Origin of the sequence: Actinoplanes lutulentus, from assembly GCF_003259845.1 — a bacterium.
Lineage (GTDB): Bacteria > Actinomycetota > Actinomycetes > Mycobacteriales > Micromonosporaceae > Actinoplanes > Actinoplanes lutulentus.
In genome coordinates this window covers 795,730-808,614 of the sequence record NZ_QLMJ01000001.1, presented here as the reverse complement: position 1 = coordinate 808,614, position 12,885 = coordinate 795,730, and the positions used below count along the sequence as shown (strand labels likewise).

Below are 12,885 nucleotides of genomic sequence, written 5' to 3'. Positions count from 1 at the left end.
CCGACGAGGCGGGCAACATGCTGCAGTACTACACCGAGTTCGAGGATTACTTCACCGGCGTCCGCGACCTGGACGTGGTCCGCGAGCTCAACCCGCGGCTGAAGACCTTCGACCAGTGGCTGGCGGCGAACGGGCACACCATCCCGACAGCATGACGTTCGAGGGCATTTCAGGGGCTGCCGCGTCGATTCCCGGTCCACCACAGCCGGGATCGGCGCGGCAGCCTGTCGCAAGGCTAGCGCACCCCGACACGCAATGAACCTAGCCTCCTAGGATGCCTTAGGGGCCTTTAGAGTCAGCACTCGTGTCCCTTCCCGAAATCTCGCTGGCCACCCCGGCACACCGCGAACGCGTCGTCAGCACGCTTGTCGCCGCGTTCCACGACGACCCGGTGCTGCGCCACCTCTTCCCGCAGTCCTATCCCGAGCACGCCGCCGCTTTCTTCGGCCACCTCTTCGACAAGCGGGTCCACCAGAACTCGATCTGGATCGTGGGGGAGGGCGCGTCAGCCGGCGCCGCGGTCGCGATCTGGGAGCCACCCGCGCTCCCCGGCGCGACTCCCGCTCCTGCCCCGCCCATTTCGCTGCCGGCTCCGGAGATGGAGCGCATGCGAGAGTACGACGAATCGGTGCACTCGGCGCTACCGAAGGAACCGTTCTGGTACCTCGGAGTCCTCGGCACCCACCCGGACTGGACGGGCCGCCGCTGGGGCCACGCCCTGATGGCCGAGGGCTTACGCAGAGCCGCCGCCAGCGGTTTCCCGGCAGTCCTGGAGACCAGCAAGCCGGGCAACGTCGACATGTACCGCCGAGCCGGCTGGCAAGTCCTCGCCGAGATCACCGCCCCACTCCCCACCTGGATCATGCAACAAACCCGCTAACCCCAGGCACCGCCCCTCCCAGCCCACGGGCGCGCTGCTCGGCCGCTCCCGGGCCCGGCCCGCGCTGACGGTCGCGCAGTTCGGCCGCTTACGGGCCCTGGCTCGCGCTCACGGTCGTCCATGAGCCGAAAACGCGACCGCAAGCGCAAGCCGAGAGTGGTCGGCTTGCGCTTACGGTCGCGTGGAGGCCGAATTGGCGACCGCAAGCAGAAGCCGGGCCGGCCCGGCTGGCGCTCACGGTCGTGCAGCTCGGCCGGTTACGGGTCTGGCTTGCTCTCGTGGTCGTGCGAGAGGCCGAAACGCGACCACGAGCGCGAGCCGGCCCCTGTTCCCGGCGGCCAGTGCGCGGAGCCGTCGCTCACCCCTGGAATGGACGAGCCATAACGTGTCTGGACTACGGCCGAGGCTGACGGGCCGTAGCCCAGCCCTGGAATGGACGAGCCGAAACACGCCTGAGCTACGGCTGGGCGGGCCGCCACGAGCGCCAGCCGCAGGTCACGAGCGCCGGCAGGCGGCCACGAGCGCCAGCCGGCCGCGACGGGCGCCAGCCGGCCGCGACGAGCGCCAGCCGGCGGCCACCGATAGCCGGCGGCCGGCGGCGGCGGTTGGGTCAGGCTGTTTGGAGGGATCGGGCGGGTTGGGGGCGGGATGCTGTCAGCCAGACCGTGAGGATCAGGGCCAGTTCGCCGAGGTTGCCCAGCCACAGGATCGACGCACCGGCGCCGGCCGCCGCGAACATCGCCACGCCGCCGACCAGCAGCCACGGCCACCGGGCTCGGACCAGCAGGGCCGCGCCCACCCCGATCATCACCAGGATCGCGATGATGGCGGGGATCGGCGGCCCGTTGGCGGCGGCGTTCGTGTAGCGCAGGGTGTCGGCGTACCGGGTCGGTTCCAGGTCCAGGGTGACGATGTCGGCCCAGGCGCCGAGCGCGATCAGCGCCACGGTCAGCGCGCCGAAGATCGCGGGCAGCAAACGGCCGGCGAAGAACCCGTACCGGCGGCCCAGCCCGACCGCCACCATGATGAGCAGCGGTACGAGCAGCGCGTGCGTGACGTAGCGGGGAAGGGACAGCGCCTCCAGCAGACTGCCGAACCCCAGTGTGCTGCCGAGGGCCACGATCGCGTTGTCGTAGATCAGCGCGAGGATGACCAGCACCAGTAGCGAAAGCGTCCAGTCCGGATCCCGGCGGCGCAGGGTGATCACGAGAGCGAGCAGGACCACTTCGGCGACGACGATCAGTCCGAAGAGCGCGCTGACCATGGGCGGCATCCGTTTCGTTGGGGGAAACGCTGTTGCCCCAACGTAGACGGATCACCGGGCGACGGTCAATGTCGCGTTCAGCGCATTCGTGCCGGCCGTCGAGGACCAGACGCCGTCGTTGGCGAGCCGGATCGCGTACGCCGGTGTGGTCGCGAGCGTGGCCGACGGGTCGGGCAGGCCCAGCGAGAGCGGGTAGGAGCCCAGTTTCGACGGGGCAGTGAACGACACGCTCAAGGTGATCGACTTCCCCGGCGACCAGGTACGCAGATCAGCAGGGAAGGCAGCGGAAAGACCCCCGGCCGCCGACGAACCGACGAGCAGTTTCACCGGCCGGTTCGCCGCCGGAGAGGCGTACCCCTCGTTGGTGAGCGTGACGCGCGCGGTGACCTTGACCCCCGGTTTGGTGTTGGCGGGAAGGACCGCTGAGGTGAGCCGGATGCGATAGCCGAGATCGCGCGACGCCGAAGCGAGACCGTCGGCGCCCCAGGAGTCGAGGACGTCGGTGTTGAATGAGGGGTTCAGATAGGTCCAGTGGTATGCCGCCATCTCGGCGCGGGCGTTCTCCCAGCCGGACCGGTCGGACACGGCGCAGGTCTCGCCACCGACCAGTGTGTTCTGCTTGGCGAGCCAGGCGCGGTCGTCACCGGTGTAGGTGCCGTAGTCGGACTCATCGGCCAGGAAACAGTCGTTGTGGATGCCGACCCGCGCGTTGTTCGGCAGAAGCCTGCGCTTGTACTGCGGGGTACGCACCTGCACCGGCACGCTCGCCGGGGTGGCCGCGAGCAGCGCGGTGAGCACCTGCTTGCGGTCCGACCAGTCGGTACGCGTGAAGTTCCGGGTGTAGTACCACTCACCCCACCGGCCGATCAGGCCTGCCTGGACCGCCGTGATGATGTCGGCGTTTGCGGTCAGCACCGTGCCGAGCTGCTTGATGTGCTTGAGGACCCGGGCCAGTGGCGCGTCGGCGTCGGAGGTGGCGGAGTACGCGAACCGGACCACCATCTTCACCCCGGCGGCCCGGGCGGCGGTGAAGTCGGCCCGGATCAGTTTCAGGTCGGCCGCCGAGATGGTGTCGGTGCCGTGGTACTTCTCCAGGTAGAAGATCCGGAAGACCAGGGTGCGCCCGTCCTCGACCCGGGCCTGCCGCACCGAAGCGGTGTCGAGCGGGACATGGCCGGTGCCATCGGCGTACAGATGGGTCTCGGTGTAGGTGAAGAAGCCGCGCCCAGGGTTGGCGATCTCGTCGGCGGACGCGCTGAAAGCGCGGGTGACCGACGCCGGTTTTGTCGCGGCGCAGGCGGCGCCGGGGATGAGGACGGCGGCTGCGGCGGTGGCGGCGGTGAGAACCCTGAGCATGGCCCGAATTATCGGTGGTCGTGCTCCCGATCTGAGAAGTTCTCCAGCCCCAGCAACCGGTCGAACAACCGGACCCGCAGCACGATCGTCAACGTGCCGTACCACAGCAGCAGAGCCGGCAGCACCACGAAGAACACCGGCCGGGACGGTCCGATCAACCCGAAATACTGCCAGAAGACCGGCACGCACAGAATCGCGCTGAACGTCACGCACAACCCCAGCACCAGCAGAGCCGGCCGCGTGTCCCCGGTCGGCGTGGTCCACGCGGCGAACGCTTTGGACCGCGGCGCCAGGAACAGGATCAGCCCGAACGACGCGAAGCAGAAGAACGTCGACAGCCCGGTCTGCGCCAGGATCGTGGCCGAGGCCGTGGTGAAGTCGGCGTCGATGCCGTAGGTGAGACCGGTGTAGCTCTCGAATTCGGAGATGATCTCGTGCGGTGTCCGGCGTCCTGAGCTGAAGCCCTTCACGATCATTTCGTACAGCGCGGTGTAGACCATCGCTCCGAAGGTGGCGGTGACGACCGAGGCGGGAACAACAAACCTCACGAGATTGCGCAACATGTCGGGATCGGGGCGTGTCGGCTTCGCCCAGAACGTCAGGAACACCGTCGGCACCCCGACCGTGAACATCGTCAGCCCGACCTGCGTCGGCGAGTACGGGAACCCCAGCCCCAGCATCGTGACGGTCAGAATCACCAGCCCCTGGCTGACCACCCGGGCCAGGAACACGTACAACGAGATCCCGATCCCGTTGATGATCTTCCGGCCCTCCTGCTGAGCCGGAGGCAGCGCCGCGAACGAGTCCTCCACCAGCACGATGTCCGCGACGTCCTTGGTGACCGCGCTGCCGCTGCGCATCGCCACACCGATGTGCGCCTGCTTGAGCGCGCGGGCGTCGTTCACCCCGTCGCCGATCATCGCGACGTACCGGCCCTGCCGCCGCAGCGACCGCACGATCCGTTCCTTGTGCTCCGGCGCGACCCGGCCGAAGACCGCCGTTTTAGCCACGACCGCGTCCAGCGCCGCGTCGTCCAGGTCGTCGAGGGCCGCCCCGGGAACCGGTTCCTCGGCGTCGATCCCGGCGCGGCGGGCGATCGCGGCGACCGTACGCGGATCGTCGCCGGAGAGCACCTTGAGCGACACGCCCTCGGCGTGGAACCGCTGAACCGTCTCGACGACCTCGTCCCGCAGTTCGTCGGCGAGCGCCACGAGTGCCACGGGGATGAGCATCGGCAGATCAGGATGTCCCTCGTCGTCCCGCAGGCCTGATTCTTCCGCGCGGGCCAGCAGCAGCACCCGCAGGCCGAGCCCGGTCCGTTCGGTGACCTCGGCGGCCGGTACCGGCGTACGCAGCCGATGCGCCAGCGCGTCCGGAGCGCCGAGCACCCAGGTGCCCTCGTCGGCGACGAGACCCGACCATCGCAGCGAGGACGAGAACGGGACCTCGTCGCGTACCTCCCAGGGGTCACCCGGCAGCGCCGCGACCAGCGCGAGTGCCGTCAGGTTCGGGGTGGTCGCGTTGTGCGCGACGCTGCCCAGCGCCGCGGACACCTCGCCGTACTCGTGCCCGCCGAGCGGGACGATCTCTTCCAGGGTCAGCTGCCCGGTGGTCAGGGTGCCGGTCTTGTCGGTGCACACCACGTCCACGTTGCTGACCGACTCGACCGCGTTGACCTGCTGCACCAGCGCACCGTGCCGCGCGATCCGGACCGCCCCGGCGGTATAGGCGAGCGCGATCAGAAAGAACAACCCATAGGGTACGAGTCCGGACAGCACCGCGGTGATCTGCACGACCCGCAGAACGCTGAACCCCTCGATGGCGGCCTGCGCGATGATGGCCCCGCTCATCAGCGCGGTCAGTGCCATGACGAGCCGCACGATGAACTCGATCCGCCGCTGCAACGGCGTCTTGTCGGTGGTCGACCGCCGCGCTTCCGCGGTGAGCCGCCCGGCATAACTGTGCGCGCCGACATCGCGCGCCTGCTGATGCCCGTCACCGGCCACGCAGAGACTGCCGGACCGCAGCTCGTCACCGGGATGCTTGACGACCGGGTCGCTCTCTCCGGTCAGCAGCGACTCGTCGGCTTCGAGCCGCCCGCCGTCCAGCAGCGGCCCGTCAACGACGATCTGGTCGCCGGGCCGCACCCGCAGCACGTCCCCACGCACCACCCGGTCCGGAGCGATCTCCTTTTCCTGACCGTCCCGGATCACCACCACCCCGGTGCGGTCCAGCAACTGCAGCCGGTCCAGCTTGCGCTTGGCCCGAATCTCCTGCGCCGCACTGATGACCGCATTGATCAGGCCAAGTCCGACACTGATCAGCGCATCGCTGTACCGCTCCAGCGCCAGCAGCGCCGCACCGATCACAAAGAGAATGAGATTGAAGAACGAAAATACGTTCGTCCGCAGAATCTCGCCATAACTCCGCGACCCACCCTGCACCGCGGTGTTCGCCTCGCCACGACGCCGCCGCGCCTCAGCCTCAACCTCGGTCAGCCCCTCGGCCGGCGCGAGCATCACCTGTTCCATTCGATCGCCCCGAACCAAAGGTACATTCCGGGCGAAGATCCCACCCCCTTTTGTACGCGCCCGCGGGCCTCACAACCGCATCAACCACCTCCAGCCCCCCTCGCCACCTGCGGCCCCTCCCCCCGGCGCCCGCAGGCGCCACCCCAGGCCCTCCGTCACCCTCAACCCCACCAGCCCGCCCACCGCTCGGTGCCCGGTGCCCGGTGCCCGGTGAGGCGAGGCGAGCCGGGGCGTTGCGGGGCAGCGCGGTGGAGGGCGAGGGCGAGGCGAGGCGATGTGAGGCGAGGCGATGTGAGGCGAGGCGATGTGAGGCGAGGCGGGGCGGGGCGGGGCGGGTGTTTGCCCGCCCGGCGGGCCGGCCGCCAGGCGAGCCGTAGCTCAGACGGGTTATCGGACTCGCATAACGTGGCTGTTCTACGGCTCGATGGCGCGAGCCGTAGAACAGCCACGTTATGGGGCTCCGATTACAGGTCTGAGCGACGGCCCGCCCCGCGGCAACGAGATCGTCAGCGATGGAGCGCGCGGCTCAACTGGGCACGCGCCCAGCGAACGGCCGTTCCGTGTCGACTTCAGGTTCAATCCGCACCTCAAATCGACACGCACAGCGGAATCGGCCGCATGCGTGTCGACTTCAGGTTCGATGCGCACCCCCGCAGCCGGCTGGTGCTCGCGGTCGTTTCACGTCCTGTGAGCGCCAGCTGTGAGTGCCGGCCTTGGGAGCTGGCTGGGTCAGATCTTGGTGGACAGCAGGTGGTCCATGCCGGCTATGAAGATTCGCAGGTCGAATTCGAGTTGGGCGTCGCCCGGCTGGAACTGGTTGAGCATCAGGCGGCGCATCGTCCGGTAATCCTCCGCCGGCGCCGCGTCCAGCGCCTTCTGGATCTCGGTGACCTGCGGGTGGACGCCGTGGCGGTCGATCATGATGGCGTCGCGGGCTGAGGAGAAGACGAACTCGGCTATGAATCCGAGTGCCCGGGCCACGTCCTGGTCGTCGAAGCCGGCCGCCATCAGCGTTTCCGCCAGCCGTTCGGCCGGGGCCAGGCTGGACAGTCCGCCGACCGGGACCCGGACGTATTCGAACAGCGCCCCGGTACGCACCATCGCGGCACGCATCGTCCGGGCGAAGTGCCGGACTGCGTCGCGCCAGTCCGCATCCAGTGGTGGCTCGGTCTCGGCCACCTCGGAGTGCAGGACGTTGAGGGCGACCAGTTCGAGCAGTCCGTCCCGGTCGCTGACGTGGTAGTTCAGCGCTTTGCGGTCGACGCCGAGGCGTTCCGCGACGGCCTGCATGGTCAGCGTTGCCGGATCCATCGTGCGAGCCTCGGCCACGATGCGGTCCCGGCTGATCCGAGGCGGACGCCCCCGCCTGCGCGCCGGCCCTTCAGCGCGGCGCCCCGAAGAACTCAGCCTCGCAGAGTCCGGCTCCTCTGAATTCGATGCCATATCGCCCGTTCGCCCCCTTGTTGCCACCCGCCGGCGCACAGCATATTTCCCCCAGCGGGAAGTAAGCCACATCACCCTATTGACCTCGCGGTGACCTGGGACCTAGTTTTCCCCCACGGGGAATTATTAACCCGGCCGTAACACACTCGGGCCCGTTTGAGAGGACCTTCCCGTGGCTGTGCTGTCACCTCCCGCGCAGGAAAAAAGCCAAGACTTGCGCCGGCTGAAGTTCACGCTCTTCCCGGCCAACGTCGGCATGTTCGTCCTCTGGGGCGCGATCCCGAGCGTGTTGCTGCCGCTCCAGATCGAGGACCTCGACCCGGGCAACAAGGCGGCCAACCTGGCGATCGTCGCCACCATCGGCGCCTTCGCCGCGATGCTGGCCCAGCCGCTCGCCGGCACCATCTCGGACCGCACCCGCAGCCGGTTCGGCCCGCGCGCGCCGTGGATCATCGGTGGCGCCCTGGTCGGTGGCCTCGCCCTGATCGGGATGGCCGCCGCGAACACCCTGGTGCAGATCGGCATCGCCTGGACGATCACGCAGATCGCCTACAACTTCGCGCAGGGGCCGCTCAGCGCCGTCATGCCCGACCGGGTCCCGGAGGCCAAGCGGGGTACGTTCGCCGCGATCACCGGGTTCGCCGCGATGTTCGGCGCGCTCGGCGGGCAGATCGTCGGCACCCGGTTCGCCGAGTCGGTCGGTACCGGATATCTGCTGTTCGGCGGGATCGCCCTGGTCGCGTTCACGATCTTCGTGGTGTTCAGCCCGGACCGGGACAACCGTGCGGACGAGCGCCGCCCGTTCGACGTGGCCGCGCTGCTGCGTACGTTCTACTTCAACCCGCGTAAGCACCCGGATTTCGGCTGGGCCTTCCTCGGGCGTTTCCTGCTGTACCTGGGTTACTTCGGGATCAGCAACTACCAGCTGTACATCCTGCAGGACCACATCGGGCTCGGCGACGACGCGGTTGACTTCGTGCCGGTGCTCGGGATCGCCAGCCTCGCCACCATGCTGATCTCGATCGCGATCGGCGGGCCGCTCTCCGACCGGGTCGGCCGCCGGAAGATCTTCATCTACATCTCGGCGATCATCTGTGCGGCCGGCCTGATCGGGCCGTGGCTGATGCCCACCAAGACCGGGATGCTGATCTTCGCGCTGGTGACCGGGCTCGGCTTCGGGTTCTTCCAGTCCGTCGACACGGCGCTGGTGACACAGGTTCTGCCGTCGCCGGACGACGCGGCCAAGGATCTGGGTGTCGTCAACATCGCCGCTACGTTGCCGCAGGTGCTGGCTCCTGGCGTGGCCGGGGTGATCGTTGTGGCCTTCGGATATGCGGCGCTGTTCCCGATCGCGATCGTGTTGATGGTGCTCGGCGGGTTCGCGGTGGCCCCGATCAAAGCGGTCCGCTGAAAAGCTGAAAAAAGCGAAAAATCCGGAAAAGCCGAAAAAGCCCCGTCCACTGATCAGAGCAATGTCTTTGCGAGCGCGGCCCCTTGAACCCGGAGCACCGCTTCAGCTTGTTGTTTGGGCGTACGAAAGAAGGGTTTTGAATGTTTCCCTATCAGGACGCGGGAATTTCCGTCGAGCAGCGGGTGGAGGACCTGCTCTCCCGGATGGCGCTCGAAGACAAAGCGGGCCTAGTTTTCCAGACGATCGCGAGCGTCGGGGATTTCGACGCTCCGGGGATTTTCGGATCAGCGTCGGTACGGGAATTGCTGGGCCAGCGGCTCACGCATTTCAACATCCTGTTCGCGCCGAGCGCGCGGGAGATCGCGCAGTGGCACAACGCTTTGCAGGACGAGGCTCGAAAGCACCCGCTCGGCATTCCGGTGACGATTTCCAGCGACCCGCGGCACAGTTTCACCGACAATCCGATGACCGCGTTGCTGGCCGGGCCGTTCACCCAATTCCCGGAGTCGCTCGGCCTTGCCGCGATCGGATCCGAGGAATTGGTCGAACGGTTCGCCGATCTGACCCGGCGGGAATATGTCGCGGTCGGCATCCGGGCCGCACTGCACCCGCAGATCGATCTGGCGACCGAGCCGCGATGGGCGCGGCAGTCGGCGACGTTCGGTGAGGACGCCGGATTGTCGGCGCGGCTCGGGGTGGCTTATATCCGCGGTTTGCAAGGCGTAACCCTGAACGCCGAATCCGTCTCGGTGATGGCCAAGCATTTCCCCGGCGGCGGACCGCAACTCGACGGCGAGGACCCGCATTTCGCTTATGGCCGGGAGCAGGTTTATCCCGGTGGGCAGTTCGACCTGCACCTGAAGCCGTTCAAAGCCGCGATCGCCGCGGGGGTCTCGCAGCTGATGCCCTATTACGGGATGCCAGTGGATCTTTGCCTCGGCGGAAAAAACATCGAACAGGTCGGCTTCGGGTTCAACAAGGACATCATCACCGGACTGCTGCGCGAGAAGCTCGGGTACGACGGCATCGTCTGCACCGACTGGGGAATTCTGTCGAACACCTGCTGGGGTGTCGAGCACCTGTCATTCGAAGAGCGAATGGTGAAAGCGTTCGACGCTGGGATCGACCAGTTCGGCGGCGAATTCCGGGCTGACACGCTGGTGTCGCTGGTCAAGAACGGGTCGATCAGCGAGGCGCGGCTGGACGTTTCGGTCCGGCGGTTGCTGCGGGAGAAGTTCCGGCTCGGATTGTTCGATAATCCGTATGTCGACGCTGACGCCGCGGAACGAATCGTCGGCGACCACGAACAGGGCGTCGCCGCTCAGGCCGCCGCGCACACCCTGCTGACCAATGCGGACGACGGGCCGGCACGGCTGCCGCTCGCCACCGGCATCAAAATCTACGCCGAGGGACTCACCGATCTCGGCGGGCGCGGTGAGCTGGTCGCCACCCCCGAGGAAGCCGATGTCGCGATCCTCAAATTGCAGGCGCCTTTCGAGCAGCGCGGCGAAGCCAACACGATCGAATCGTTCTTCCGGGCCGGATCGCTGGCTTTCCCGGCCGCCGAGATCGAGCGAGTCCAGCGAATCGCCGCGACCGTGCCCACCGTCGTCGACATCTATCTCGATCGGCCCGCCATCCTTGCGCCGATCGCCGCGTCGGCCGCCTCACTCGTCGCCAATTTCGGCGCCTCCGAGGAAGCGATCCTGCGGGTGCTGTTCGGCGAGGCCGAGCCGCAGGGCAACCTGCCGTTCGACATCCCGTCGTCGATGGCAGCGGTCGAGGCGAGCCGCCCCGACGTGCCATTCGACACCGCCGACCCGACCTTCCGATACGGCCACGGCCTGAGATACACGTCCTGAGGTACTGAGTTCGCTCAATGGTCGAGGGCTGTTTCCGCAGCCCTCGCCTTGGCTCCCTAACGTTCGCGCACATGCCGACCGATCCGGATGTCAGCGTCGTCATCCCGACGTGCAACCGACCGCAACTCGCCGTCCGCGCCGCCGAGTCCGCCCTCGGGCAGACCCACCACGACCTCGAAGTGATCGTCGTGGTCGACGGCCCGGACGACGCGACCGTCAAGGAACTGTCCGGCATCGGCGACCCCCGTCTGCGCGTCGTGGTGCTGCCCGAACGGGGTAAAGCACCGCGCGCCCGCAACATCGGCGCTCTGGAGGCCCGGGGACGATTCGTCGCCCTGCTCGACGACGACGACGAATGGCTGCCCACCAAGGTCGAGACGCAGCGTCGTCTCGCCTTCGAGAGCACAGCACGGCTCCCGATCATCGCCAGCCGCCTGATCAACCGCACCCCGCGCGCCGACTCCGTGATGCCCCGCCGGCTGCCCGGCCCGGGTGAGCCACTGAGTGAGTACTTCACCGTGCGGCGCGGCCTCTTCTACGGCGACGGCTTCATCCAGACCTCGACGATCATGGCGCCGACCGAGCTGCTGCGGGCCGTACCGTTCACCGTCGGCCTGCGCCGCCAGCAGGAACTCGACTGGACGCTGCGGGCGATCCGCCACGACGGCGTCGAGCTGATCTACGCACCGGAGCCGCTGGTGCTGTGGCATCAGGACGAGGACCGGCACCGGATCAGCCTGGAGATGCCGTACGAACAGCAGCTCGCCTGGCTGCGCTCCAACCGGGAGCTGTTCACCCCGCGGGCGTATGCCGCCTTCACGCTGAGCGTGCTCAGCTCGATGGCCGCACCCGGCCGCGAGATGAAGCACTTCCGCGAGCTGCTTGCCGAAGCCCGCGGCCACGGCAGGCCCGGCGCGCTGGACTATCTGACCCACGCGCAGATCTGGGCCCTGCCACCGTCGCTGCGCGCCCGCCTGCGCGACCTGATCGTGGGCCGCCGCGAACAGCCCGCCGAGGCCCAGCCGGTCGATGTCCACTGAACCGCGGGTGACGATCTGGCGCAGCGCCCTGCTCGCCGGATCGGAGACCTTCATCCGCGGCCAGGGCGACGCCCTGACCCGATGGCACCCGTCCTACCTGGGCGCCACCCGCACCGAGTCACCCCTTTCCCGCGCCGACGACGTCATAGCGTTCGCCGACGACCCGCGAGCCTTCCTGCGCCTGCGGCTGACCGGTGACTCCCCGCGCCTGCGCCGCGCTCTGGCCCAGCAACGCCCCGACCTGGTACACGCCCACTTCGGCGGCGACGGCTGGCTGATCAGTGGTTCGGCATCCCGCCTGGACATCCCCCTGATTGTCACCACCCACGGCCACGACGTCACCCGCCAGCCCGACGCCTCCGGCCTGCACGGCCTGCGTTACCGCCGCAACCTGCGTACCGTCTTCCACCGCGCCACCCTGATCATCGCGGTCTCCGAAGTGATCCGCTCCCGAGCCATAGCCCGCGGCGCCGACCCGGCGAAGGTCCGCGTGCACTACACCGGCGTCCCGGTCCCGGCCACACCACCGGTGGTCCCGAAGCGCTGGGACGTAGCGTTCGTAGGCCGCTTCGTCGCCAAAAAAGGCGTAGGCGACCTGCTCACCGCCCTGTCAACGATGCAGTCCCCCCGCGCCCTCTTCATCGGCGACGGCCCCTTGGAACCGTCCCTGCGAGCCCGAGCCGAACAGCTCCGCCTCGACGCCACCTTCCTCGGCAGCCACCCACCCGAGATCGTCCAGCGCCACCTGGCCGAATCCCGCATGCTGGTAGCCCCGTCCAAAACCGCCCCCGACGGCGACACCGAAGGCCTGCCCACCACCATCCTGGAAGCCGCCGCCCTGGGCCTCCCGGTGGTCTCCACCCACCACAGCGGCATCCCCGAGGCGGTAACCGACGCCGAAACAGGCCTCCTCTGCCCCGAAGCCGACCCGCCTGCCCTCGCGGCCGCGATGACCCGCCTGCTCTCCGACGCCCACCTGCGCCACCGCCTGGGCGCCCAGGCCCACCGCCGCACCACAGCCGACTTCAATCTCACCCTCCAGACCAAAAAGCTCGAATCCCTCTACGACGAAGCAACCAACTCACCCTGAGCGCCTCC

9 protein-coding genes are annotated in these 12,885 nt (G+C 68.2%); 5 read left to right on the top strand and 4 right to left on the bottom strand.

Annotated features, from left to right (window positions below; all coding sequences use genetic code 11):
- Positions 1–304: 304 nt before the first annotated feature.
- Positions 305–880, top strand: coding sequence for a GNAT family N-acetyltransferase (locus B0I29_RS03395; protein ID WP_111647290.1), 576 nt, complete (start codon positions 305–307; stop codon positions 878–880).
- A 610-nt stretch (positions 881–1,490) separates the two neighbouring features.
- Here B0I29_RS03395 and B0I29_RS03390 read toward each other — a convergent pair.
- From B0I29_RS03390 to B0I29_RS03375, 4 genes are all read right to left on the bottom strand, one after another.
- Positions 1,491–2,144: a hypothetical protein gene (locus tag B0I29_RS03390; protein WP_111647289.1), complete on the bottom strand. Its 654-nt coding sequence runs from the start codon at positions 2,142–2,144 to the stop codon at positions 1,491–1,493.
- A gap of 51 nt (positions 2,145–2,195) precedes the next feature.
- The gene (locus B0I29_RS03385; protein ID WP_111647288.1) at positions 2,196–3,500 is read right to left on the bottom strand and encodes a DUF4832 domain-containing protein; all 1,305 of its coding nucleotides are present in this window, start codon (positions 3,498–3,500) and stop codon (positions 2,196–2,198) included.
- Between the two features lie 8 nt (positions 3,501–3,508).
- Positions 3,509–6,031, bottom strand: coding sequence for an HAD-IC family P-type ATPase (locus B0I29_RS03380; protein ID WP_111647287.1), 2,523 nt, complete (start codon positions 6,029–6,031; stop codon positions 3,509–3,511).
- A gap of 729 nt (positions 6,032–6,760) precedes the next feature.
- Positions 6,761–7,360: a TetR/AcrR family transcriptional regulator C-terminal domain-containing protein gene (locus tag B0I29_RS03375; RefSeq protein WP_183192675.1), complete on the bottom strand. Its 600-nt coding sequence runs from the start codon at positions 7,358–7,360 to the stop codon at positions 6,761–6,763.
- Positions 7,361–7,688: 328 nt separating this feature from the next.
- Here B0I29_RS03375 and B0I29_RS03370 point away from each other — a divergent pair, with 328 nt between their 5' ends.
- The 4 genes from B0I29_RS03370 (at position 7,689) to B0I29_RS03355 (ending at position 12,877) form a co-directional block, all read left to right on the top strand.
- Positions 7,689–8,885, top strand: coding sequence for an MFS transporter (locus tag B0I29_RS03370; protein ID WP_111647285.1), 1,197 nt, complete (start codon positions 7,689–7,691; stop codon positions 8,883–8,885).
- Between the two features lie 140 nt (positions 8,886–9,025).
- Entirely contained in the window at positions 9,026–10,747 is a 1,722-nt protein-coding gene (locus B0I29_RS03365; RefSeq protein WP_111647284.1) for a glycoside hydrolase family 3 protein, read from the top strand.
- A 71-nt stretch (positions 10,748–10,818) separates the two neighbouring features.
- Entirely contained in the window at positions 10,819–11,787 is a 969-nt protein-coding gene (locus B0I29_RS03360) for a glycosyltransferase family 2 protein (protein ID WP_111647283.1), read from the top strand.
- Positions 11,777–12,877: a glycosyltransferase gene (locus B0I29_RS03355; RefSeq protein ID WP_111647282.1), complete on the top strand. Its 1,101-nt coding sequence runs from the start codon at positions 11,777–11,779 to the stop codon at positions 12,875–12,877. Before B0I29_RS03360 ends, B0I29_RS03355 begins: the two co-directional genes overlap by 11 nt.
- Positions 12,878–12,885: the final 8 nt, after the last annotated feature.

Coding starts and splice junctions, on each gene's coding strand:
- B0I29_RS03355 (WP_111647282.1), top strand. CDS start 11,777: ATGTCCACTGAACCGCGGGTGACGATCTGGCGCAGCGCCCTGCTCGCC.
- B0I29_RS03360 (WP_111647283.1), top strand. CDS start 10,819: ATGCCGACCGATCCGGATGTCAGCGTCGTCATCCCGACGTGCAACCGA.
- B0I29_RS03380 (WP_111647287.1), bottom strand. CDS start 6,031: ATGGAACAGGTGATGCTCGCGCCGGCCGAGGGGCTGACCGAGGTTGAG.
- B0I29_RS03390 (WP_111647289.1), bottom strand. CDS start 2,144: ATGGTCAGCGCGCTCTTCGGACTGATCGTCGTCGCCGAAGTGGTCCTG.
- B0I29_RS03365 (WP_111647284.1), top strand. CDS start 9,026: ATGTTTCCCTATCAGGACGCGGGAATTTCCGTCGAGCAGCGGGTGGAG.
- B0I29_RS03385 (WP_111647288.1), bottom strand. CDS start 3,500: ATGCTCAGGGTTCTCACCGCCGCCACCGCCGCAGCCGCCGTCCTCATC.